This window comes from Rathayibacter sp. AY1G1, assembly GCF_002932095.1.
Lineage (GTDB): Bacteria > Actinomycetota > Actinomycetes > Actinomycetales > Microbacteriaceae > Rathayibacter.
In genome coordinates this window covers 45,289-67,911 of sequence record NZ_PSUZ01000004.1, presented here as the reverse complement: position 1 = coordinate 67,911, position 22,623 = coordinate 45,289, and the positions used below count along the sequence as shown (strand labels likewise).

The following is a 22,623-nucleotide window of genomic DNA, read 5'->3' as shown; positions in this document are numbered from 1 at the left end:
CACGACGGATCCGGCACGGATGCTCCGACCGCTCGCGCCCGCGCGGTGCCAGGATGGGGCGCAACCGGGAAGGAGCTCCTCATGACCGCACCCACCCCCACCGGGCCCGTCCTCGTCGGCATCGTCGACGGCCAGCGACCCGAGGTCCTGCGCACCGCCGCCCGCGTCGCCGCCGACGCCGGAGCCGCCCTGCTGCTCGTGTCGGTCTCGGCCGATCCGTACCTCGTCGGCGAGTACGTCGATCCGATGACCGGCGGCATCCCGCTCGGCTTCGTCGGCGCCGCGGCCGACCGCGGCGAGGGCCCGTCCCTCCCGCCCGGGCTCCGCGAGACGGTCGAGCACGAGCTGGACGGCAGCACCGTGCAGTGGTCGCTCCGCGCGGCGCGGGGCGAGCCCGCCCTGGCGCTCGCCGAGGTCGCCGAGGAGGTCGACGCGCGGATGATCGTGGTCGGCACCCGCGACGCGGGCGTGCTCGCGAGCATCGCCGAGTTCCTCAGCGGGAGCGTCGCCGCCCACCTCGCGCACCGTCAGCACCGCCCCGTGCTCGTCGTCCCGCGCGCCGACCGCGACCCGTCGCGCCCGGCGCCCTGGGACCTCGCGGAGTGACGCGACCCCTCCACCTGCGCCCCTCCGCGATCCTCCTCGTCGCGGCGGGCGGAGCCGTCGGCACGGCTGCCCGCGCCGCGATCGGCGCCGCACTTCCCCCGTTGGGCGTCGTGCCGGTCGCGACGCTCGCCGGGCCGGCCTGGGGTACGGCGTCGGCACGGCTGCGCTCGCCGTCGCGGCGGCCGCCGCGGGCCTCGCCCTGACGGGCGTCCGGCTGTCTTGAGCGGCGCGGTGGGCACTCCGACGCGGCGCGGCGGGCGAACCGGAGCGGCGTGCGGCTCTGCTCCTCACCGCCCTTCCCGGAGCCCACCCCACGCCCCTCCGCACCCGCCTCATCGACCCCGCCCCGTCACTCCTGATCCCCCCGCTCACGGGGCAGGCGCCCGCCGCCGCCCGCGAGCCGACGCGGATCCTCGCGCGGTGACCCCCGGTCGAGGGACGCCTCGACCTCCGGAGCATGGGTGAAGATGGGCGGATGACATCCGTGGAGGGCGTTCCGGAGCTCAGGCTGGCCGTCGTCGACGACCAGCCCCTCTACCGGCACATGCTGTCGTCGCTGCTGCGCGCGGTGCCGGGCGTGCGGAGCGTCGTGGAGGCCGGATCCGCCACGGAGGCGCGGTCGGTGCTGCGGCCCGCGGAGCTCGACGTGGCGATCCTCGACATCGAGCTCGGCGACGGGGACGGCATCGAGCTCGGGCGCCGGCTGCGGTCCACCGCGCCGGGGCTGGGCATCGTCCTGCTCTCGGCCGTCGACGCGATGCACCGCTTCCTCCGCCTCGACCGCGCCGAGGCCCGCGGCTGGAGCTACCTCTCGAAGACCTCCTCCTCTCCGCCCCCGCGCTGCTCGCCTCCGTCCGCGCGACGGCGGACGGCCGCACCGTGCTCGATCCGGCGCTGGTCGCCGCCCGCGCGGCCCGCCGCGACTCCCCGGTCGCCGCGCTGAGCCCGCGCCAGTACGAGGTGCTCTCGGGTCTCGCATCGGGGCTGACCAACGCCGCGATCGGCGAGCGCCTCGGCATCGCGGTCCGCTCGGTCGACAACCACGTCAACGCCGTCTACGCGGGCCTCGGCGTGCGGTCGGACGGCGAGCGCAACCCGCGGGTCGACGCGACGCTCCTCTTCCTCGAGCACACCGGATGAGCGCCGGCCCGAGCGACACGCGCGAGGACAACCGCATCGTCCTCGGAGCGATGGCCCTCCTCGGCGGCGTCCTCTCGCTGCTGGCCGCGCTCCAGGCCGTCTTCGCGCTCGGGATGCTGTCGCGGACGCTGCGGGGCGTCGATCCGGGGCCGCTGCTCGATGTGACGACGCGCGTCCTGGTCAACGTGTCGACGATCGGGCTCGCGATCGCCCTGGTCGCGGTGCTGCGTCCCGAGCGCGCGACCGGCGGCGCCCGCGTGGCCCGGACGGCGGTCATCGCCGTGGGGATGGGACTCGTCCGCTGCTGCCTCCAGGTGCTGACCGGCGTCTACCCGCTCTCGGCCCTCCCCGCTCTCGCGGTCGAGCTGGTCGTGGGATGCACGGTGATCGCGCTGATCACCGCCTACGGCTACCTGCTCGTGCGCGCGGCGCGGCGGGTGCGCGAGAAGGAGCGGGAGCACGCCCGCGCCTCCGTGCAGGCGCTCGAGGCGGTGCAGGCCCTGCAGCGGGAGGAGCTGCGGGTGCGGCGCGACGTCGCGCAGAGCCTGCACGGCGGCCTCCAGAACGGACTCGTGGTGCTGACCGCCGAGCTGCACGCGGTCGCTAGCGCATCCGACGAGGCGGCCTCGGAGCGGCTGCTCGCCATCGCCGCCCGGCTCGACCGGCTCCGCGAGGACGAGGTGCGCGCGGTCGGCCACGCCCTCTACCCGGTCGAGATCGACCACGGCCTGGTCCCCGCCGTCCGCGACCTCGTCGCGCGCCTCCCTCCCGAGATCGCCGTCGACCTCGACCTCGGCCGCATCCCGGCGCTCGCCGCCGAGGGCGCCGAGCCGCCGCTCGACCAGCGGATGCTCCTGGTCCGGTTCCTGGAGGAGGCGGTCACCAACGCGATGAAGCACGGCGGCGCCTCCTCGCTGCGGGTGCGCGGCGACGAGGAGGCGGGCGTCGTGGTGCTCACCCTCGACGACGACGGCCGCGGACTCGTCGAGGGGTCGACGCGCTCGGGCCTGGCGCGGCTGGAGCGGCAGCTCGCGGTCTACGGGGGCTCGTTGGAGCTCTCGGACTCGCCCGTGCTGGCGGGGGCGCGGCTGAGGGCGCGGCTCCCGCTGTCCGACGCGGACGGCGGCGGGGCGGAGTAACGGGACGGGCGCTCCCGCCGTCCCTCGCGTCGAGCACAGGGCGGTCCGAGGGACGGATTCATGCCGGGTGGCGAGCCGTCTCCTCGTGCCCGCCCCTCACGCCGGGTAGACCAGCAGATCCTCTGGAGCGACGGTGAAGCCTGCCTCGCGTCCGGGCGCGAGGTCGAGGCGCGCCGCGTCGGCCGCCGGGACGTCGGCGGTCAGGAGCGCGCTGCGCACCCGCACCGCGTCTCCCCGCTGCTCCACATCGGTGATCACGGCGCGGAGGCCTCCCTCTCCGACGGAGACGGCGGAGGGGCGGACCGCGGCGAGCACCGCGGCGCCGACCGCGACCGGCTCGGCCGCGACTCCGGACAGCTCGTGCCCGCCGGCGGTGCGCAGACCCGTCGCGGTGCGGACGCCCTCGAGCAGCTCGAGCCCGGCGAGCTCGGCGGTGAACGCGGTGCGCGGGCGCGTGAGGACCCGGGCGGTCGGCCCCTCCTCCACCACCCGGCCGCCGTGCAGCACCAATACCCGGTCGGCGAGGGTCCAGGCGTCGAGCACGTCGTGGGTGACCACGATCGCCGAGCGGTCGGCGAGCACCTCGCGGAGCATCCGGCGGAGGACCGGGGCGGTCCGGGCGTCGACCGCGGCCAGCGGCTCGTCGAGCAGCAGGAGGCGCGGGTCGGTCGCGAGGGCCCGGGCGAGGGCGACCCGCTGAGCCTGACCGCCGGAGAGGCTCCCCGGGCGCCGGTCGGCCAGGTCGGCCACGCCCGCGGCGGCCAGCTCGCGCTCGGCCCGCTCGCGGGACCGCGCCCGTCCGGTGCCGGCGCTGCGCGGACCGAACGCCGCGTTCTCGCGCACGCTGAGGTGCGGGAACAGCAGCGGGTCCTGCGCCAGCAGGGCGACGGCGCGGCGGTGCGGAGGAGTCCACCGGCGGTCGTCGAAGAGCAGGTCGCCGCCGGCGGTCGCCCGCCCGGAGTCGGCGCGGACGAGGCCGGCGATCAGCTCGAGCACGGTCGACTTGCCCGCGCCGTTGGGCCCGAGCAGCGCGATCGTCTCGCCCTCGGCCACGTCGATCCGCACGTCGATCCCGCGCGCCGCGAGCCGCGCCTCCAGCAGCAGGCTCACCGCGGCACCCCCCGGGCTGAGCGGCCGTGCGCGAGACCGATCACGAGCACCGCGACCACCACGAGCACCAGCGCGAGGGCGACCGCCGCGTCCGGATCGCTCTCCCGCTGCAGGTAGATCTCGAGCGGGAGGGTGCGCGTCGTGCCCTCGAGGCTGCCGGCGAAGGTCAGCGTCGCCCCGAACTCGCCGAGCGCCCGCGCGAACGAGAGGATCGCGCCCGAGGCGAGGCCCGGCAGGATCAGCGGCAGCGTGATCCGGCGGAGCACTGTCCCGGGGGAGGCGCCGAGCGTCGCTGCGACCGACTCGTACCGCGCGCCGGCGCTGCGCAGCGCGCCCTCGAGCGTCAGCACCAGGAACGGCAGGGCCACGAAGGTCTGCGCGATCACGACGGCGGTGGTCGAGAACGCGATGCGGACGCCGAGGGCCTCCAGTGCGCCGCCGAGCAGGCCCATCCGCCCGAAGGTGAAGAGCAGCGCCAGCCCGCCGACCACCGGCGGGAGCACCAGCGGCAGCAGCACCAGCGAGCGGAGCAGGCGCTGGCCGGGGAAGGCCGTGCGGGCGAGCACGAGGGCCATCGGGGTGCCGAGCAGCAGGCACAGCAGGGTCGCGACGGCGGAGGTGCGCAGGCTCAGCAGGAGCGCGGCGACGGAGGAGTCGGAGGTGATCAGCGGCAGGAACTGCGGCCAGTCGACGCGGGCGAGGATCGCGGCGAGCGGGAGCAGCACCAGCAGGGCGCCGAGCGCGGCGACGGCCACGACCCAGCGCGGCAGGCCGGACCCGGTGCGCATCAGCCGCGGGCGAGCGGCGTCTCGACGATGACCGTGGTCGCCTTGACCACCGCCACCGCGGGAGACCCGGGCTCGAGCCCGAGCTCGCGGACCGCTTCGCTGCTCATCAGCGAGACCACGCGGTGGGGACCGCACTGCAGCTCGACCTGCGCCATCACGGTGTCCATCACGATGCCGGTGACGATCCCGACGAAGCGGTTGCGGGCCGAGCGCGCGACCGGGGACGGATCCTCCGGCAGCACGGCGTTCGCGCGGGCGAGCCGGGCGACCTCGAGGCCGTCGACGACGCGTCTCCCGGACGCGTCCTTCGCGCTCTCGAGCGTCCCGTTCTCGATCCAGCGCCGCAGCGTGTCGTCGCTCACGCCGAGCGCGGCGGCGGCGTCCCTGATCCGTATCTGCGGCATGGGGTCGATTCTACGTCCGCGGCTGAGGCTGTGCCGTGTCCGTCTCCTCTCCACGAGGCGCCGCCGCGGTGCGCCTCCTCCGGCGCGCCGCGTACCCGCACGGCATCTCGCGGAGAGGAGGAACGCGGAGGAACGGGCGCTGGGGATCCCGGGCCGCGCGCGCAACCCCCTGGAGGACCGGCGGGAGCACGACGCACGCTGAAGGGACGACGACACAGGAGGCGGCATGCGCGCGATGGTCTACCGGGGCCCCTACAAGGTCCGCGTGGAGGAGAAGGACCGGCCGAGGATCGAGCACCCGAACGACGCGATCGTCCGGGTGACGATGGCGGCGATCTGCGGATCCGACCTGCACCTCTACCACGGGCTGCTCCCGGACACCCGGATCGGCCACACCTTCGGCCACGAGTTCATCGGCGTGGTCGACGAGGTCGGCTCGTCGGTGCAGAACCTCAGCGTCGGCGACACGGTGATGGTCCCCTTCACCATCTACTGCGGCTCCTGCTGGTTCTGCTCCCGCGGCCTCTACTCCAACTGCCACAACGTGAATCCGAACGCCACCGCGATCGGCGGCATCTACGGCTACTCGCACTCGGCGGGCGGCTACGACGGCGGGCAGGCGGAGTACGTGCGCGTCCCGTTCGCCGACGTGGGCCCGACGAGGATCCCCGAGTGGCTGCCGCACGAGGACGCCCTGATGCTCACCGACGCCTTCTCGACCGGCTACTTCGGCGCGCAGCTCGGCGACATCGTCGAGGGCGACACGGTCGTGGTGCTCGGAGCCGGACCGGTCGGCCTGGCCGCCGCGCGCTCCGCCTGGCTGATGGGCGCCGGCCGCGTCATCGTCGTCGACCAGATCGACTACCGCCTCGCCAAGGCCCGCGAGTTCGCCTTCGCGGAGACCATCGACTACACCGAGGAGGACGACCTCATCGTCACCCTCAAGAAGACCACCGGCGGTCTCGGCGCCGACGTCGTGATCGACGCGGTCGGGGCGGAGGCCGACGGGAACCTCCTCCAGCACGTCACCGGCGCCAAGCTCAAGCTGCAGGGCGGCTCGCCGATCGCGCTCAACTGGGCGATCGACGGCGTCCGCAAGGGCGGCACCGTCTCGGTGATGGGCGCCTACGGTCCGCTCGCGAGCGCCGTCAAGTTCGGCGACGCCGTCAACAAGGGCCTCACGCTGCGGATGAACCAGGCCCCCGTCACCCGCCAGTGGCCGCGCCTGTTCGAGCACATCCGTGCCGGGCACATCACGCCCAGCGACCTGATCACGCACCGCATCCCGCTCGAGCACATCGCCGAGGGGTACCACCTGTTCTCGTCCAAGCTCGACGGCTGCATCAAGACCGTCGTCGTCCCGTAGGAGGATCCCGTGCCGTACACCGCCGACCGCCCCGTCCGCGTGCCGACCGCCGAGGAGCTGCGCGCCCGCATCCCGGGCTGGGGCGCCGACCTCGATCCCGCCGACCGGCCCGCCTTCCCCCGCGAGCGCAGCGACCTCGTGTCGGGCGCGCACTGGGAGCGCCCGGAGAGGATGCGGACGCACGGCCGTCGCGAGAAGAGCATCGAGCACCTCGAGCTGCCCGCCGTCTTCGGCACGGCGCAGCCCCTCCACGGCCTCTCGGGCGCGATCCGCCGCTACGCCTACGACCGGTTCAGCGAGGGGCGCCACGCGCACTGGCTGCTGCTCGTGCTGGGCGACCGGGTGGAGTCGACCGGGGCGCACCTCCGCTCGCTGCTCACGACACGGCCGGACGATCCGATCACCGAGACCGGTGTGCTGGCCGAGGCGCACGCGCACCCGATCGCCTCGCGCCGCGGCCGGACCGACGTGCGCCACCAGATCCTCGACCCGCTGCTCGTCGGCGGCCCCTGGGTCCTCGCCGCCCTCGGCGCCGTGGCCGTCGCCCGCCGCCTCCTGCGCTGACGCCCGTTCCCCTCTCGCGAGAGGCCGCTCCGGTACGCCTCCGTCGGCGTGTCGCGGACCGGAGCCGCGTCCCGCGGAGGAGGACGGGGGTCAGCGGCTGCGGGGCGCGGCGCCCGCGGTCGGCGCGGTGCGGGTGTCGACGCTCGCCGTGAGTGCCGCGGAGTAGCCGGACGCCGGGCTGCCGGACATCGTCGCGAGCTGCAGGGCTCCGCCGTCGTCGCCGAAGACGGAGTCGGATTCCAGGCCGACCCGGGCGAGGTTCGCGGCCGAGCCCGCATACGACTCGAGGGCGTAGACCGCGGTGCACGCCTCCTCCTGCAGGGCGACCTGCGAGGTCGCGATCGCGTTCGACGCGTCGGTGATCGAGTCCGCTCCCGGGTACACCTCGAAGTGGATGTGCGGCCAGCGGCCGGAGTAGCAGGCCGGGACGATCGAGGCGAAGGAGACGACGCCCGACGCGTCGGCGACCTGCACGCCGCGGAGGTACGTCTCGTCCTCGACGCCGCGGGAGTACATCGAGTAGTCCCCGTGCGCGTCGCAGTGCCAGACGTACACGGCGGCTCCGGCGAACGGCACGCCCCCGCTCGCCGCGTCGAGGATCGTCAGAGTGAGCGCCAGGGGGACCCCGTCGGCCGTCGCGCCGCCGCCGATGCTGGTGCGCAGGTCGCTGCGGACGATCCCGGAGCGCTCGAGGACGTCGACCCCGTTCGAGCCGTCGCCCGGGTAGGGGCCGGCCGTCTCGTCGGGGATCTCGCCGGCGACCGCGGTGCCGGCCCCGGCCGTGGCGGTCGCGGTGGCGGTCGCGGCGGCGGAGGAGGCGGATCCCGATCCTCCGGTGGCGCATGCTGCGAGCCCGAGGGTCGCCGCCCCCGCGCCGACCAGCGTCAGCACGCCGCGCCGCGAGAAGAGGGTGCCCACGTCGAACGGGAGGCCCTGGTCGACCACCTCCTCCTCGGGGCGGTCGAGCCGGCGGCCCTCGTAGGCCGGTCCGTCGGGCGTGCTGCGGGGCTCCGGGATGCGGGTCATGGTCGTGCTCCTCGTCGGTCGTGGTGTCCGTCGCGAGCAACCCTGGCGGCCGGGGCTCTGCGCCTCCGATGACCGTCCTACGACCCTCCTATGACCGACCCGCTGACCGTCCTGCACCCCTCGTCCGACGCCGCGACGCTCCTCACGGCGCTCCGAACCCGGCCGCCGCGAGCACCGCGCGCCCGGCGTCGGAGGCGACGTACGCGACGAAGGCCGCCGCCGTGGCCGGGTCGCCCGCTCCGCTCAGCGCCGCGATCGGGTACGTGTTCACCGCCTCCGAGGCCTCGGCGAAGGGGATGCCGGTGACCGAGCCCGCAGCCCCGCGGACGTCGGTCGCGTAGACGAGCCCGGCGTCCGCCTCGCCCGAGGACACCTTGCCGAGCACGTCGGTGACCGACGACTCCTCGCTCACGGGAGAGATGTCGACCCCGGCGGCCTGCTCGACCGCGGCGGCCGCCGCTCCGCACGGCACCTGCGGCGCGCAGACGACGGTGGCGGTCCCGGGCCGGGCGAGGTCGGCGAGCGAGGCGACCTGCGCCGGGTTGCCGGGAGGCACGGCGATCTCGAGCGTGTTCGTGGCGATGTCGACCGGGTTCCCGTCGACGAGCCCGGCCTCGGCGACGGTGGACATCGTGCGCTCGTCGGCGGAGGCGAAGACGTCGGCCGGGGCGCCGTTGACGATCTGCGTCGCGAGGTCGGAGGAGCCGGCGAAGGAGAGCTCGACCTGCGCGCCGGGCTCGGCGGCCTCGAACCCCGTGGCGAGCTCGGTGAACGCGCCCTTCAGCGAGGCGGCGGCGAAGACCGTGATGGAGCCGCCGACCGAGGACGTCGCGCCGCCGGTGGCCGCATCGCCGGTGGCCGTATCGCCGGCGGGGGTCGACGGAGCGGAGCAGCCGGCGAGCAGGAGGAGCGCGGCAGCGGCCGGGACGAGGGGGAGCAGGTGACGACGCACGGGGACCTCCGGATCTGGAGTCCGCAGATGCGGCGGACAGCTGATCCTAGGACCTCAGGTGCGGAGGCGGGCTGGAAGGAGGGCCTCACATACAGCGGAGAGACGATCCGAGGACCGGACCGGCCGGGCGATGCACCTGCGCGGGGAACGACCGCCCGCGCGACGCACAGCGGCGGGCGGACCGCAGCCCTCCGGCTCCGGCCCGCCCGCCGCTCGTCGCGGCCGCCTCGACGGCGGCCCTCCGCTCAGCTCTGCGGCGGCGAGTAGAACTGGAGGTCGTTGCCCTCCGAGTCCTTGAAGGGGAGGATGCGGCCCCACTCGTGGTCGCTGATCTCGCCCTCGATCGACGCGCCCCGCGCCGTGAGGCGCTCCAGCTCGTCCTCGATCGAGCCCTCGGGCTGGAACGAGATGACCGCCCCGCCCTGCTCCGCGACCGTGGCCGACTCGCGGGCGTTCAGGCCGATCATCAGCCCGCCGGCGTCCAGCTCCGACCAGTCGTCCGAGGTGTCCTTGACCTCGAGGCCGAGCGTGTCGCGGTAGAACGCGACCGCCCGCTCCATGTCCGTGACGGGGACCCAGACCGTTGCGACTCCTGATGCCATGTCGTGCTCCTTCGCTCGATGATGCCGTTCCACCGACGCTAGGTCGGGGACGCCCGGAGCGGGGGCCCTTGCGCCGACGCGCGGAGGCTGCTCTCGCGCGGCGCCTCTCCGCCGAGCTGCCGTGCTCACGCGCCCGGCAGCGGTGAGGCGCCGGCTTCCCGCTGCCCGTCAGTGCCGAGACACCGCCCCTCGCCGAGACACCGCCCCTCGCCGGCGTCCCGGCGCGCAGCGGGACGTCTCGGCCCGGCCTCCGCGCGCGAGCGCTCCCCGCCGACGTCACCGACGACGCGGCCGCCGAGGCGGGCGTCGCCTGGATCGAGGAGGCGGTGGGCCCGCTGCGCATCGTGGTCAACAACGCCGGCGTCCAGCACCGCGTGCCCCTGCTCGAGCTCGAGGTCGCCGACTGGGAGCGGGTGCTGCGCACGAACCTCACCAGCGCCTTCGTGGTCGGCCGGGCGGCGGCGAAGCGGATGATCCCGCGCGGCGCCGGGAAGATCGTCAACGTCGCCTCGGTGCAGGCCGATCTCGCGCGGCCGACGATCGCGCCCTACACCGCCTCGAAGGGCGGGATCCGCAACCTCACGCGCGCGATGACGGCGGAGTGGGCGCAGCACGGCATCCAGGTCAACGCGATCGCTCCGGGGTACATCCACACCGAGATGACGCAGGGCCTCGTCGACGACGTGGCGTTCAACAGCTGGATCCTCGGCCGCACGCCCGCCGCGCGCTGGGGCCGCGTCGAGGACCTGATCGGCCCCGCCGTCTGGCTCGCCTCCGACGGCTCGGACTACGTCGACGGGCAGGTCGTCTTCATCGACGGCGGCATGACCGTCGTCGTCTGAGCCACCCCTCGACCCACCGAACGGAACCCGCATGACCGCGCTCGTCCCCGCCTCCACCACCCGCGTCGTCGTCCACGCCGCCGGCGACCTCCGCGTCGAGGAGGCGCCGCTCGCGCCGCGCGGCTCCGGCGAGGCCCTCGTCGCCGTCGCGTACGGCGGGATCTGCGGCTCCGATCTGCACTACTGGACGCACGGCGCCGCGGGCGAGTCGATCCTCCGCGAGCCGCTGACGCTCGGCCACGAGGTGGTCGGCACGGTCGTCGAGGCAGCGGTGGACGGCTCGGGACCCCCGGTCGGCGCGGCCGTCGCCGTGCACCCCGCGACCGCTCGCGGCGAGTGGCCCGACGGGCGCCCCAACCTCGCGACCGAGGGCACCTACCTGGGCAGCGCCGCGCGGATGCCCCACACCCAGGGTGCGTTCGCCCGCCACGCGGTGCTGCCGGCGCGCATGCTCCGCGAGCTGCCCGCCGACCTCGGGCTCCGGGAGGCGGCGCTCGCGGAGCCGGCGAGCGTCGCCTGGCACGCGGTGTCCCGCGCGGGGAGGTGTCGGGACGGCGCGCGCTGGTGATCGGCAGCGGCCCGATCGGGGCGCTGATCGTCGCCGTGCTGAAGCGGGCGGGGGCGGCCGAGATCGTCGCCGTCGACCCGGCCGAGGAGCCCCTCGCGATCGCCCGGGCGGTCGGCGCGACCCGGACGATCCGCGCGACCGACGCAGCCGCGATCGCCGAGGTCGCCGCCGACGTCGTCTTCGAGTCCTCGGGCAGCCCGCGCGGCCTCGGCTCGGCCGTCCGGGGCGCCGCCCGCGGCGGCACCGTCGTGATGGTGGGACTCCTCCCCTCGGGCGAGCAGCCGGCCCTGATCTCGCTCGCGATCACGCGGGAGCTGCGCCTGATCGGCTCCTTCCGCTTCGTCGACGAGATCGACGAGGTGCTGGCGGCGCTCGCCGACGGGAGCCTCGCGGTGGCGCCGGTGGTCACGCAGGTGGTGCCGCTGGAGCGCGCGCTCGAGGCCTTCGAGCTCGCCCGCGACGCCTCGCGCTCGAGCAAGGTGCTGCTCGACTTCACCCCGTGACGGGCGCTCGAGGCGCCTCCGGAGGGTCGGGATCGCCCGAGCGTTCGGAGTTCCCTCGGACGGCGGCGCCGCCGGAGCACTACCGTTGCACCATGGCGTCCACCGATACCCCCGATTCCGCCCCCGAAGCCGACACCGCTTCCGAGAGCGCCCCCACGCTCACCTTCTCCGACCTCGGTCTCTCCGACCCGGTCCTCAAGGCCCTCAAGGAGGTCGGCTACGAGACGCCCTCGGCCATCCAGGCCGCGACGATCCCGTCCCTCCTCTCCGGCCGCGACGTCCTCGGCGTCGCCCAGACCGGCACCGGCAAGACCGCGGCGTTCGCGCTGCCGATCCTCTCGCGCCTCGACGTCTCGCAGAAGACGCCGCAGGCCCTCGTGCTGGCCCCGACCCGCGAGCTCGCGCTGCAGGTGTGCGAGGCGTTCGAGCGCTACGCGTCCGGCCTCCGCGGCGTCCACGTCCTCCCCGTCTACGGCGGCCAGGGCTACGGCACCCAGCTCTCCGCGCTCCGCCGCGGCGTCCACGTCGTCGTCGGCACGCCCGGCCGCATCATGGACCACCTCGAGAAGGGCACCCTCGACCTCTCGCAGCTGAAGTTCCTGGTTCTCGACGAGGCCGACGAGATGCTCAAGATGGGCTTCGCGGAGGACGTCGAGACGATCCTCGCCGACACCCCCGTCGAGAAGCAGATCGCGCTGTTCTCGGCGACGATGCCCGCGCAGATCCGCCGCATCTCCGGCAAGTACCTGAAGGAGCCGGAGGAGATCACGGTCAAGAACAAGACCACGACCTCCGTCAACACCACCCAGCGCTACCTGATGGTGTCGTACCCGCAGAAGGTCGACGCCCTCACCCGCATCCTCGAGGTCGAGAACTTCGAGGGCATGATCGTGTTCGTCCGCACGAAGAGCGAGACGGAGACGCTGGCCGAGAAGCTGCGCGCCCGCGGCTACACCGCGGCGGCGATCAGCGGAGACGTGGCCCAGGCCCAGCGCGAGCGCACGGTCGAGCAGCTGAAGTCGGGCAAGCTCGACATCCTCGTCGCGACCGACGTCGCCGCCCGCGGCCTCGACGTCGAGCGCATCAGCCACGTCGTCAACTACGACATCCCGATCGACACCGAGTCGTACGTCCACCGCATCGGCCGCACCGGTCGCGCGGGGCGCAGCGGAGCGGCGATCAGCTTCGTCACGCCGCGCGAGCGCCGCCTCCTCGCCGCCATCGAGAAGGCCACCCGCCAGCCGCTGACCGAGATGCGGATGCCGAGCGTCGAGGACGTCAACGTCACCCGCCTCTCGCGCTTCGACGACGCGATCACCGCGGCGCTCGCCGACACCGAGCGCTTGCAGCGCTTCCGCGACATCATCGGCCACTACGTCGAGCACCACGACGTGGTCGAGTCGGACGTCGCCGCCGCGCTGGCCATCGTCGCGCAGGGCGAGGAGCCGCTGCTGCTCTCGCCCGACGACCCCCGCTTCGCCCGTCGCGAGCGCGAGGACCGCGACTCCCGGCCCGACCGCGGCGACCGCCCCGAGCGCGGCGACCGCTTCGACCGCGGCGGCGACCGGGGCGAGCGTCCCGAGCGCCGTCAGCGCCCGGCGAACAGCAACCTCGCCTCGTACCGGATCGAGGTCGGCCGCCGCCAGCGCGTCGAGCCCCGCCAGATCGTGGGCGCGCTCGCGAACGAGGGCGGCCTCAACCGCGGCGACTTCGGGCACATCGACATCCGCCCGGACTTCTCGATCGTGGAGCTGCCGGCCGACCTGCCCCAGGACGTGCTCGACCGCCTCGCCGACACCCGCATCAGCGGCCAGCTGATCGAGCTGAAGCCGGACCGCCGTCCGAGCCGCGCCGGCGCCGACCGCGGCGCACGCCCCAGCGGCCCGAGCCGCTCGAGCGAGCGCCCGGAGCGCAAGCCGCGCTACTGACGCCTCCCGCCCCGGCGGACGGGCCTCCACGAGACGCCACTCCGGTACAGCGACCCTCGCGTGTCGCGTACCGGAGTGGCGTCTCGCGTTCGTGCGGGGGGCGGCCTCAGCGGCGCAGGACGCGCCGGGCCAGCACGTTGCCGAGCAGCTGCACCAGCTGCACGATCACGATGATCACGAGCACCGCGGCCCAGGTGACGACCGGCTCGAACTGCCGGTAGCCGTACTGGATCGCGAAGTTGCCGAGCCCGCCGGCGCCGATGTAGCCGGCGACCGCCGACATGTCGATCACGGCGACGAACACGAACGTGTAGCCGAGGATCAGCGGACCGAGCGCCTCCGGCAGCAGCACCGTGCGGACGATCCGGAACCGGCTCGCTCCGACCGACCGCGCCGCCTCGATCACGCCGGGCTGCACGGTCAGCAGGTTCTGCTCCACGATCCGCCCGATGCCGAAGGCGGCGCCGAGCGAGAGGGTGAAGACGATGGCGTCCGTGCCGATGCCGGAGCCGACCACCAGCCGGGCCAGCGGCTGGGCCGCGGCGATGAAGATGATGAACGGGATCGGCCGGAACACGTTCACGATCACGTTGAGCAGTCCGTAGACCACCCGGTTCGCGTAGAGGGCGCCGCCGCGGGTGAGCGCGAGGCCCAGCCCGATCAGCAGTCCGCCGAGCCCGCCGAAGAGGAGGCTCAGCGCGACGATGTAGAGCGTCTCGCCGGTCGCCTGGACGAGCTTGGGCAGGAGCGGGATCAGCTCGTTCATCGGGGCACCTCCGTGAGGGCGACGCGTCCGCCGAGGCGGGCGAGGAGGGGGGCGACGACGCCGTCCGGCGCGTCGAGGGCGACCGTGAGGTGGCCGAAGGCCCGTCCGCGGACGTCGGTGATGCCGCCGTAGACGAGCTCGAGCGGCACGCCGGCCGCCGCGACCTCGGCGAAGACGTCGCCCTGGGAGGCGGAGTCGTCCGAGAACGAGAGCGTGACCAGCCGGCCGCGGTGGCGCGTGCGCAGCACGGCCGCCTCCGCGGGCGAGGGCACCGAGCGGACGACCGTGGAGACGAAGCGGCGGGTGACCGGCTCGCGCGGGGCCGAGAACACGTCGAAGACGGGCCCGCGCTCCACGATGCGGCCCGACTCCATCACCGCGACCTTCGTCGCGAGCTGCTGGACCACGTCCATCTCGTGGGTGATCACGACGATGGTGACGCCCAGCTCCTCGTTGATGCGGCGGAGGAGGGCGAGCACCTCGCCGGTGGTGTCCGGGTCGAGCGCGCTGGTGGCCTCGTCGGCCAGCAGGATGCGCGGGGAGGCGGCGAGGGCGCGGGCGATGCCGACGCGCTGCTTCTGCCCGCCCGAGAGCTGCTCCGGGTGGCTGCGCGCCTTGTCGCTCAGGCCGACGAAGCGGAGCATCTCGTCGACGCGGGCGCGCTGCTCCGCCCGCGGGACGCCCGCGACCTGCAGCGGGTAGGCGACGTTCTGCCCCACGGTCTTCGAGCCGAACAGGTTGAACTGCTGGAAGATCATCCCGATGCCCAGGCGCAGCCGACGCAGCTCGCGCTCGGGCAGCCCCATGGTCTCGCGGCCGTCGATCTCGATGCTGCCGCTGGTCGCGGGCTCGAGGGCGTTGACGAGGCGCGCGAGCGTGCTCTTGCCGGCGCCGGAGTAGCCGATCACGCCGTAGACGTCGCCCGCCTCGATCTCGAGGCTCACGCCGTCGACGGCCGCGGTCGGGGCGGCGCCGCGCCCTGCGCCGGGGTACACCTTGCGCACGTCGGTCATGCGGATGAGCGGCACGGGGCGCCCTTTCTGTTGCGGGGGAGGCGCGGGACCGCGCCGGTGGGGAGCTCCGCGAGCGGAGGACCCGACCGGCGCGGTGCCGCGGGTGCCGGAGTCAGGAGGCGGCGGAGATGTCGGTCTCGGCGGACTCGAGCGAGGTCTCCAGCTCGGAGGCGGGGGTCTTCAGGAAGACCGCGGTGCCGCCGGACTGCTCCGAGACGCCGTCGAGCACGTCCTGGCTGTCCTGGTAGACCGAGACGAGCTTCGTGTAGGTCTCGTTCCCGGCGTCGTCGGCCCGGGCGGCGAAGATGTTCGTGTAGAGCAGGGAGGCGGGGTCGCTCGGGTCGTCCTGGGCGATCGCGTCCGAGGCCTTCAGGCCCGCGTTCTCGATGAAGTCGTTGTTGATGATCGCGGCGGCCACGTCCGGGAGCGACGTCGGGGTGAGGGAGGCCTCCAGCGCGGTGACCTCCACCTTCGAGGAGGACTCGACGTCGTCGACGTTCGAGAGCACTCCGCCGCCGTCCTTCAGCTCGACGAGCCCGGCCGACTGCAGCACCAGCAGCGCGCGCGCCTGGTTGGTCTCGTCGTTGGGGATCGCGACGGTGGAGCCGGCGGGGATGTCCGCGACGTCGTCGTACTGCGAGGAGTAGAGGCCGAGCGGGTAGATCGCGGTCGCGCCGATCGGCACGAGGTCGGCGTCGGCCGAGGTGTTGTACTGCGCCAGGTAGGCGATGTGCTGGAACTGGTTGAGGTCGATCTCGCCCTCGGTGAGGGCGGGGTTGGGCTGGTTGTAGTCGCTGAAGTCGACGATCTCGACGTCGATCCCGGCGTCGGCGGCGGCCTTCTCGTAGGTGGCCCAGTAGGGGTCGCTCGCGCCGACCACGCCGATGCGGACGGTGTCGTCGCCGCCGCCCGCGCCGGAGCAGCCGGCGAGGAGGAGGGCGGCGGAGGCGGCGATCGCGGAGGTCGCGAGGAGTCGGGTGCGCAGGGTCATGGCTGTGGGGATCCTTCCGTGGAGAGGATCCGGGCACTCGGCGCCGACCGAGCGGTGCTGGTCACCGCCGGCGCTGCGACCGGCCTCCGGTCGCTCGGCGCCGCGACTGCGCGGATCCCGGGGATCACCTTACGAAGGCGTTCGGACCCGCGCGGAACCCGCGCGTAACACGGCGACTCGGAGGCAGAGGAGGCGCGCGCTCACCGCGCGAGCGCGCCGTCGCGGCTGCTCGGCGCGGGGTCCCGCCGTGGGGCGCGCTCAGCTTGAGAGCGCGCCACAGCGCCGCTCAGCGCGGGATCGCGCTGCGGCTGCGCGCTCAGCGCCTGACCGCGCCGCGCCGGAGGCTCAGCTCGCGAGCGCGCCGTCCTCGCCCGCCGACGCCTCGTGCTTGGCGATCCGCTTCGCGATCGCGTCGCGCTCGGCCCGGAGCGACGCGATGGTCGGCTTGTCCAGGCGGGGGTCGGCCAGGTCGGCGAAGGGGCTCGCGGCGCCGGTGCGCGCGGACACGAGCGCGGCGTACGCCTTCGTCGCGGCGCGGAGCTCGGCTCCGGCCCGTTCGACCTTCCGCGGCTTCGACTCCTTGTCCGAGACGAGTCGGGCGTGCTTGTCGAGGGCGTCTACCAGCGCGCGATGCGCGGCGTCAATCTTCTTGCTCATAGGCGCATTATGGCGCAGGATCGGCGCACGGCGCCGACTGTGACTCCCCGCGCCCGTCGCCACCTTCCGTGAGACGCCGCTTCGGCACGCGACACGCCGGGGGAGGCGTACCGGAGCGGCACCTCGTGGGGAGGGGACGGTCGGGTCAGCGGGCGACCGGCGTGGAGACGGACGACGCGCCCGCGCTGGTGGCGACCGCGTCGAGGACGCGCTGCACGTCGAGGGCGTCGGCGAATGTGGGCGTGACCGCCGTGCCTCCGGCGATCGCCTCGACGAGGTCGACGACCTGGTGCGTGAAGAGGTGCTCGTAGCCGATGCCGTGCCCGGTCGGCCACCAGGCCGCCATGTACGGGTGCGCCGGCTCGGTGACCTGGATGCGCCGGAAGCCCTGCGCCTCCTCGGGGTCGCGGGCGTCGTAGTACTCGAGCTCGTTCATCCGCTCGAAGTCGAACGCGATCGAGCCGAGCTCGCCGTTCACCTCGATCCGGTTGGCGTTGCGGCGGCCGGTCGCGACGCGGGTCGCCTCGAAGACGCCCAGGGCGCCGCCCTCGAAGGAGGCGGTGAAGGCCGCGGCGTCGTCGACGGTCACGGCGCCGCGCGGGGCGTCGGCACCGGCGCGGCCGCCGAGGCCGACCTGCTCGCTGAGCACGGGGCGCTCGGTGGTGAAGGTGCGCAGCGTCGCCGAGACCGAGGTGATGCCGCGGCCGGTCAGCCACTGGGCGGTGTCGATGCTGTGCGCGCCGATGTCGCCGAGGGCGCCCGAGCCCGCGCGCTCCTTCTGCAGGCGCCAGGTCAGCGGCGCCTCGGAGTCGGACAGCCAGTCCTGCAGGTACTGGGCGCGCACGTGGCGGATGTCGCCGAGGCGGCCCTCCTCGATGAAGCGCTTCGCGAGGGCGAGGGCCGGGGTGCGGCGGTAGCTGAAGCCGCACATCGCCACCTTGCCGGAGGCGGCGGCCGCGGCGACCATCCGCTCCGCCTCCTCGACGGAGTTGGCGAGGGGCTTCTCGCACAGCACGTGCTTGCCGGCCTCGAGGGCCGCGATGGCGATCTCGGCGTGGGTGTCGCCCGGCGTGCAGATGTCGACGAGGTCGATGTCGTCGCGGGCGATGACGGCCCGCCAGTCGGTGGAGGCCTCGCTCCAGCCCAGCCGCTCGGCGCGCTCGGCGGTCGAGTCGGGGTTGCTCCCCACGAGCACGGCGAGCTCGGGGCGGAGGGGGAGGGGGAAGAAGCGGGAGGCGGTGCGCCAGGCGTGCGAGTGGGTGCGGCCCATGAAGGCGGTCCCCACCATCGCGACGCGCAGGGCTCGGTCGTTCGACATCGTCGTCCTTTCGTCGGCCGTACGACCCTGCCACGGGTCGGGGCGCGGGCGCTACCGCGCTCGGCGAGGCCGCCTCCGGGGCGACGCGCCCGGGCTGCACGGACATGAGCGCGTTCATAGGGTTCGGAGAGCGCTCTATCACGGACGGAATGTCTCAACCGCCGCCGTCAGATGTCGCGTAATCCCGCGGATCCCAGCCCTGACGCGGTGGCAGGAAGCCCTTGGGGCGACTGGGCGATCACTCGAACCGCCTTCGAATCGGTTCAGAACTTTTGCTTGACCCGCGACGTAAGTGGAAGTAGCTTCATCCGCATGGTCACCGCAGACCCCCGCAGCACTGCTGCACAGCCTCTTCCCCGCACCTCCGACGAGTCTCAGCAGCTGCTTCTGCAGATGCGCGGCATCGTGAAGGTCTTCCCCGGCGCCCGTGCTCTCGACGGCGTCGACCTCGATGTCCGACCCGGTGAGGTGCACTGCCTCCTCGGCCAGAACGGCGCCGGCAAGTCCACCCTCATCAAGACCCTCGCCGGGGCCCACCAGCCCACCGAGGGCGAGATCCTCGTCGACGGGAACGTCGTCACGATCCCGTCCCCGACGGCGGCCCTCGCCCTGGGCATCGCGACGATGTACCAGGAGCTCGACGTCGTCGACGGCCTCTCCGTCGCCGAGAACATCTTCCTCGGCCACGAGCTCTCCCGCGGCGGCTTCACCGCCCGGGCGAAGGCCACGAGGATCACCCGCGAGCTGATGGAGCGCCTCGGCCACTCCGAGATCTCGCCGAACCGCGAGGTCGGCACGCTCTCCGCCGCCGGCAAGCAGATCGTGCAGATGGCCCGTGCCCTCTCGCACGACGCGCGGGTCATCATCATGGACGAGCCCTCCGCGGTGCTCGACTCCGAGGAGGTGGAGAACCTCTTCCACGTGGTGCGCCAGCTCACCGCCTCCGGCGTCGCCATCGTCTACATCTCGCACCGCCTCGACGAGATCCGCGCCATCGGCGACCGGATCACCGTGATCAAGGACGGCGCCACCGTCGCGCAGAACCTCGCGGTCGCCGACACCCCCACCTCGAAGCTCATCACCCTGATGACCGGCCGCGCCGTCGAGTACGTCTTCCCGGACCGCCAGGAGCTCGACGTCGAGGCCGAGACGCTGCTGAAGGTCGAGAAGCTGGGCCTGCAGGGCTCCTTCTCGGACGTCTCCCTCGAGATCCGCGCCGGCGAGGTCGTCGGCCTCGCGGGGCTGGTCGGCTCCGGCCGCTCCGAGATCCTCGAGACCATCTACGGGGCGCGCCGCGCCAGCACCGGGACGGTCAGCGTGGCGGGCAAGCGCCTGCGCGCCGGATCCGTCACCTCGGCGGTCGACGCCGGCATCGGCCTCTGCCCGGAGGAGCGCAAGAGCCAGGGCCTGCTCCTGGACGAGCCGGTCTACCGCAACATCACCCTCTCGACCTTCGACCGCTTCGCCAAGCGCGGCTTCCTCGACGAGCGCTCCGAGCGCGCGGCGGCGGCCGAGCAGGCGGTCTCCCTCGACCTGCGGCCCTCCGGGGTCGACCGCGACGCCCGCACCCTCTCCGGAGGCAACCAGCAGAAGGCGCTCCTCGCCCGCTGGCTCGTGCGCGGCTGCCGCGTCCTGCTGCTCGACGAGCCGACCCGCGGGGTCGACGTCGGCGCACGGGCCGAGATCTACACCCTGATCAGGGACCTCGCGACCAACGGCGCCGCCGTGCTCGTGGTCTCCAGCGAGATCGGCGAGGTCCTCGGACTCTCCGACCGAGTGCTCGTGATCTCCGACGGCGCCGTGGTCCACGAGGGCCCGGCCGATTCGATCGACGAGCACCGCGTGCTCGATCTCGTCATGGAAGGAAGTGCAGCGTGAGCGGACAGCTCGACACCGCGTCGCCGTCGATCGGCGGTCCGCAGGAGGACGCCGCCCGTCACGCGTCGGCCGCGACGGGAGGCTCCTCCGGGGGCGTGCCCTCGAAGGACTCCCGCTCCGGGATCGCCCGCCTCATGCAGGGCTCCCTCGGCCGCAACGTCGGGCTGCTGCTCGCGCTGGTGATCCTCTGCATCGTCGGATTCGCGACCGCGGGGGAGCGCTTCGCCAGCGTCGACAACGTGCTCACGATCCTCCGCCTCGCCGCCGTCATCGGCGTGCTGAGCATCGGCATGACCTTCGTCATCACCTCCGGCGGCATCGACCTCTCGGTCGGCTCCGTGATGGGGCTCGCGACGGTCTGGGCGAGCACGGTCTCGACCCAGTACTACGCGGCCAACACCTCCTGGCTGGTGATCGTGCTCACCGCGGTCGTCGTCGGCCTCGTCTGCGGCCTCATCAACGGCGCGCTGATCGCCTACGGCCGGGTCGTCGCGTTCATGGCCACGCTGGCGATGCTCGTCGCCGCCCGCGGCTTCGCCGAGCTGATCTCGAACCGCCAGACGCAGGTCGTCACGGTCACGCCGTTCCTCGACTTCTTCCGCGCCGACGTGCTCGGCATCCCGGTGCTCGTGCTGATCTTCGTGGTCGTCGCCGTCGCCGGCTGGATCCTGCTCAACCGCACCACCTTCGGCCGTCGCACCATCGCGGTCGGCGGCAACCCCGAGGCCGCCCGCCTCGCCGGCATCAAGGTCCGCCGCCACACCATGTACGTCTACGGCCTCGCCGGGCTCACCGCCGGCATCGCCGCCGTCATGATGCTCGCCCGCACCACCGCCGGCAGCTCGACCAACGGCCTCCTCTACGAGCTCGACGCCATCGCGGCGGTCGTCGTCGGAGGCACGCTGCTGGCCGGCGGCCGCGGCACCATCGTCGGCACCGTGTTCGGCGTCCTCATCTTCACGACCCTGACCAACGTGTTCACGCAGAACAACATGTCGACCTCGACTCAGGCCGTCGCGAAGGGCGCGATCATCGTCGCCGCCGTCCTGCTGCAGCAGCGGTTCGCCGCCCGCGGCAGGAAGTCCTGACCCCGGGGCTCCGGCCCCGCTCCTCCATACACAGCAACCCACCCGACCACTCAGGTCACCTCTCCGCAGGACACGTGTGCCCTCGGACCCCTCGGATCGATCGAAGGAGATCACTTCCATGCCCGCACGCCCCTTCACCCGCAGCCGCCTCTCCCGCACCGCCCGACTCGGCTCGGCCGGCGTCGCCTTCGGCGCCGTCGCGCTGATGCTCACCGGCTGCATCTCGAACGCCCCGGTCGAGACCGGCAACGCCGCCTCCGGCGGGACCGCCGCCGCCGTGGCCGCCTCGGACAACGACGCCTCCGGCGACAACGTCGTCATCGGCTTCACCGCTCCCGCCGCCGACCACGGCTGGATGGGCGCGGTCAGCCGCGCCGCCATCGCCGAGGCCGAGAAGTACGACGACGTGGAGCTCCGCACCGCGGAGGGCACCAACGACGTCAACCTCCAGATCAGCCAGGTCGAGACCTTCATCAACGACGGCGTCGACGCGATCGTGCTCCTGCCGATCGACGGAGCGGCGCTCACGCAGGTCGCCACCCAGGCGATGGAGGCGGGCATCACCGTCATCAACGTGGACCGCGAGTTCTCCAGCCCCTTCGCCGCCCGGTCGACCATCCTCGGCGACAACTACGGCATGGGCGTCAGCGCCGGCACCTACATCTGCGAGGAGCTCGGCGACAACCCCGACGCCGTCGTCGCCGAGATCGCCGGCATCGACTCCCTCCCGCTGACCCAGGAGCGCAGCCAGGGCTTCTCGGACGCGCTCGAGGGCTGCGGACTCGACGTGGACAACCGCGTCGCCGCCGACTTCACCGTCCAGGGCGGAGAGCAGGCCGCGGCCAACCTCCTCCAGGCCGCGCCGAAGATCGACGCCATCTGGAACCACGACGACGACCAGGGCGTCGGCGTCCTCGCGGCGATCGACACCGCCGGACGCGACGAGTTCCTCTTCGTCGGCGGCGCCGGATCGGCCAACGTGATGCGCGCGATCGAGGCCGACGACTCCGTCGTCAAGGCCACGGTCGTCTACCCCTCGACCCAGGCCGCGGACGGCATCAAGCTCGCCCGCCTCGTCGAGCAGAACAAGTCGATGGCCGACACCAGCTCGCTCGGCGTCCCGCGCCAGATCCAGCTCTTCGCGCCGGTCGTCACCAAGGACAACGTCTCCGAGTACCTGCCCTCGGCCTTCGAGTCCTGATCGGCCCCACCAGCCCGGGTCGGCGCGGGAACCATCCCGCGCCGGCCCCCACCTCGGCGCCGCCCCGGGATCACTGACGACCCGCAGCGCAGCGCCACCGGCATCCGCGAGAGGAGGAGGAGTGCAAGACACCGGCCCCAGGGCCGGACAGGAGGAGACCGGATCCGCTCAGT

The 22,623-nt window shown here is 73.7% G+C and carries 23 protein-coding genes and 1 pseudogene; 13 read left to right on the top strand and 11 right to left on the bottom strand.

Going from position 1 to position 22,623, the window contains the following annotated elements; translation table 11 throughout:
• The first annotated feature begins 81 nt into the window (after positions 1–81).
• From C5C36_RS03475 to C5C36_RS03465, 5 genes are all read left to right on the top strand, one after another.
• A complete protein-coding gene (locus C5C36_RS03475; RefSeq protein WP_104239244.1) occupies positions 82–606 on the top strand; it encodes a universal stress protein in 525 nt (174 codons plus the stop codon).
• Positions 603–809: a hypothetical protein gene (locus tag C5C36_RS17260; RefSeq protein WP_104247674.1), complete on the top strand. Its 207-nt coding sequence runs from the start codon at positions 603–605 to the stop codon at positions 807–809. The genes C5C36_RS03475 and C5C36_RS17260 overlap by 4 nt, the downstream gene beginning before the upstream one ends.
• A gap of 272 nt (positions 810–1,081) precedes the next feature.
• Complete coding sequence (locus C5C36_RS03470) at positions 1,082–1,549, top strand: response regulator transcription factor (RefSeq protein WP_258072178.1); 468 nt, start codon at positions 1,082–1,084, stop codon at positions 1,547–1,549.
• The gene (locus tag C5C36_RS17970) at positions 1,486–1,746 is read left to right on the top strand and encodes a helix-turn-helix transcriptional regulator (RefSeq protein ID WP_258063275.1); all 261 of its coding nucleotides are present in this window, start codon (positions 1,486–1,488) and stop codon (positions 1,744–1,746) included. Before C5C36_RS03470 ends, C5C36_RS17970 begins: the two co-directional genes overlap by 64 nt.
• Entirely contained in the window at positions 1,743–2,885 is a 1,143-nt protein-coding gene (locus C5C36_RS03465) for a sensor histidine kinase (RefSeq protein WP_104309265.1), read from the top strand. Before C5C36_RS17970 ends, C5C36_RS03465 begins: the two co-directional genes overlap by 4 nt.
• A gap of 96 nt (positions 2,886–2,981) precedes the next feature.
• On the opposite strand, the gene C5C36_RS03460 is transcribed toward C5C36_RS03465, so the two are convergent.
• Genes C5C36_RS03460 through C5C36_RS03450 form a run of 3 tightly spaced genes read right to left on the bottom strand, consistent with a single transcriptional unit; the run spans position 2,982 to position 5,187 of the window.
• Positions 2,982–3,995, bottom strand: a complete 1,014-nt coding sequence (locus C5C36_RS03460; RefSeq protein ID WP_104309264.1) for a sulfate/molybdate ABC transporter ATP-binding protein — start codon at positions 3,993–3,995, stop codon at positions 2,982–2,984.
• Entirely contained in the window at positions 3,992–4,783 is a 792-nt protein-coding gene (locus C5C36_RS03455) for an ABC transporter permease (RefSeq protein ID WP_104222446.1), read from the bottom strand. Before C5C36_RS03455 ends, C5C36_RS03460 begins: the two co-directional genes overlap by 4 nt.
• The gene (locus C5C36_RS03450) at positions 4,783–5,187 is read right to left on the bottom strand and encodes a molybdopterin-binding protein (RefSeq protein WP_104222447.1); all 405 of its coding nucleotides are present in this window, start codon (positions 5,185–5,187) and stop codon (positions 4,783–4,785) included. Before C5C36_RS03450 ends, C5C36_RS03455 begins: the two co-directional genes overlap by 1 nt.
• A 226-nt stretch (positions 5,188–5,413) precedes the next feature.
• Here C5C36_RS03450 and C5C36_RS03445 point away from each other — a divergent pair, with 226 nt between their 5' ends.
• Entirely contained in the window at positions 5,414–6,553 is a 1,140-nt protein-coding gene (locus tag C5C36_RS03445) for a zinc-dependent alcohol dehydrogenase (protein ID WP_104288134.1), read from the top strand.
• A 9-nt stretch (positions 6,554–6,562) separates the two neighbouring features.
• On the top strand, positions 6,563–7,117 hold the full coding sequence (locus C5C36_RS03440) for a hypothetical protein (RefSeq protein WP_104233517.1): 555 nt from the start codon (positions 6,563–6,565) through the stop codon (positions 7,115–7,117).
• Between the two features lie 90 nt (positions 7,118–7,207).
• On the opposite strand, the gene C5C36_RS03435 is transcribed toward C5C36_RS03440, so the two are convergent.
• From C5C36_RS03435 to C5C36_RS03425, 3 genes are all read right to left on the bottom strand, one after another.
• Complete coding sequence (locus C5C36_RS03435) at positions 7,208–8,143, bottom strand: intradiol ring-cleavage dioxygenase (RefSeq protein WP_104288132.1); 936 nt, start codon at positions 8,141–8,143, stop codon at positions 7,208–7,210.
• 142 nt (positions 8,144–8,285) lie between these two features.
• The gene (gene modA / locus C5C36_RS03430; protein WP_104309263.1) at positions 8,286–9,095 is read right to left on the bottom strand and encodes a molybdate ABC transporter substrate-binding protein; all 810 of its coding nucleotides are present in this window, start codon (positions 9,093–9,095) and stop codon (positions 8,286–8,288) included.
• A gap of 245 nt (positions 9,096–9,340) precedes the next feature.
• Positions 9,341–9,697, bottom strand: a complete 357-nt coding sequence (locus C5C36_RS03425) for a VOC family protein (protein ID WP_104226592.1) — start codon at positions 9,695–9,697, stop codon at positions 9,341–9,343.
• A gap of 161 nt (positions 9,698–9,858) precedes the next feature.
• On the opposite strand from C5C36_RS03425, the gene C5C36_RS03420 reads away from it, so the two are divergent.
• From C5C36_RS03420 to C5C36_RS03410, 3 genes and pseudogenes are all read left to right on the top strand, one after another.
• Positions 9,859–10,539: an SDR family oxidoreductase gene (locus C5C36_RS03420; RefSeq protein WP_104309262.1), complete on the top strand. Its 681-nt coding sequence runs from the start codon at positions 9,859–9,861 to the stop codon at positions 10,537–10,539.
• A gap of 31 nt (positions 10,540–10,570) precedes the next feature.
• Positions 10,571–11,610: pseudogene (locus tag C5C36_RS03415) on the top strand (L-idonate 5-dehydrogenase).
• A gap of 92 nt (positions 11,611–11,702) precedes the next feature.
• Positions 11,703–13,538 (top strand): DEAD/DEAH box helicase, encoded by a 1,836-nt coding sequence (locus tag C5C36_RS03410; RefSeq protein ID WP_104237941.1) that lies wholly within the window; start codon positions 11,703–11,705, stop codon positions 13,536–13,538.
• 106 nt (positions 13,539–13,644) lie between these two features.
• Here C5C36_RS03410 and C5C36_RS03405 read toward each other — a convergent pair whose 3' ends face one another.
• The 5 genes from C5C36_RS03405 to C5C36_RS03385 all read right to left on the bottom strand — a co-directional run bounded on the left by C5C36_RS03405 (position 13,645) and on the right by C5C36_RS03385 (position 18,283).
• Positions 13,645–14,304 carry a methionine ABC transporter permease gene (locus tag C5C36_RS03405; protein WP_104237942.1) on the bottom strand — a complete coding sequence of 220 codons (660 nt, stop codon included), beginning with the start codon at positions 14,302–14,304 and terminating at the stop codon, positions 13,645–13,647.
• Positions 14,301–15,332: a methionine ABC transporter ATP-binding protein gene (locus C5C36_RS03400; protein WP_258072177.1), complete on the bottom strand. Its 1,032-nt coding sequence runs from the start codon at positions 15,330–15,332 to the stop codon at positions 14,301–14,303. Before C5C36_RS03400 ends, C5C36_RS03405 begins: the two co-directional genes overlap by 4 nt.
• Before the next feature lie 97 nt (positions 15,333–15,429).
• A complete protein-coding gene (locus tag C5C36_RS03395; RefSeq protein WP_104309261.1) occupies positions 15,430–16,308 on the bottom strand; it encodes a MetQ/NlpA family ABC transporter substrate-binding protein in 879 nt (292 codons plus the stop codon).
• Positions 16,309–16,653: 345 nt separating this feature from the next.
• Complete coding sequence (locus C5C36_RS03390) at positions 16,654–16,965, bottom strand: hypothetical protein (RefSeq protein ID WP_104233529.1); 312 nt, start codon at positions 16,963–16,965, stop codon at positions 16,654–16,656.
• Between the two features lie 145 nt (positions 16,966–17,110).
• Complete coding sequence (locus tag C5C36_RS03385; RefSeq protein ID WP_104226598.1) at positions 17,111–18,283, bottom strand: Gfo/Idh/MocA family protein; 1,173 nt, start codon at positions 18,281–18,283, stop codon at positions 17,111–17,113.
• A gap of 393 nt (positions 18,284–18,676) precedes the next feature.
• Here C5C36_RS03385 and C5C36_RS03380 point away from each other — a divergent pair, with 393 nt between their 5' ends.
• From C5C36_RS03380 to C5C36_RS03370, 3 genes are all read left to right on the top strand, one after another.
• The gene (locus C5C36_RS03380; RefSeq protein ID WP_208543410.1) at positions 18,677–20,161 is read left to right on the top strand and encodes a sugar ABC transporter ATP-binding protein; all 1,485 of its coding nucleotides are present in this window, start codon (positions 18,677–18,679) and stop codon (positions 20,159–20,161) included.
• A 134-nt stretch (positions 20,162–20,295) separates the two neighbouring features.
• Positions 20,296–21,249 carry an ABC transporter permease gene (locus C5C36_RS03375; RefSeq protein ID WP_068256795.1) on the top strand — a complete coding sequence of 318 codons (954 nt, stop codon included), beginning with the start codon at positions 20,296–20,298 and terminating at the stop codon, positions 21,247–21,249.
• A gap of 118 nt (positions 21,250–21,367) precedes the next feature.
• The gene (locus C5C36_RS03370) at positions 21,368–22,450 is read left to right on the top strand and encodes a substrate-binding domain-containing protein (protein WP_104222461.1); all 1,083 of its coding nucleotides are present in this window, start codon (positions 21,368–21,370) and stop codon (positions 22,448–22,450) included.
• The last annotated feature ends 173 nt before the right edge of the window (positions 22,451–22,623 follow it).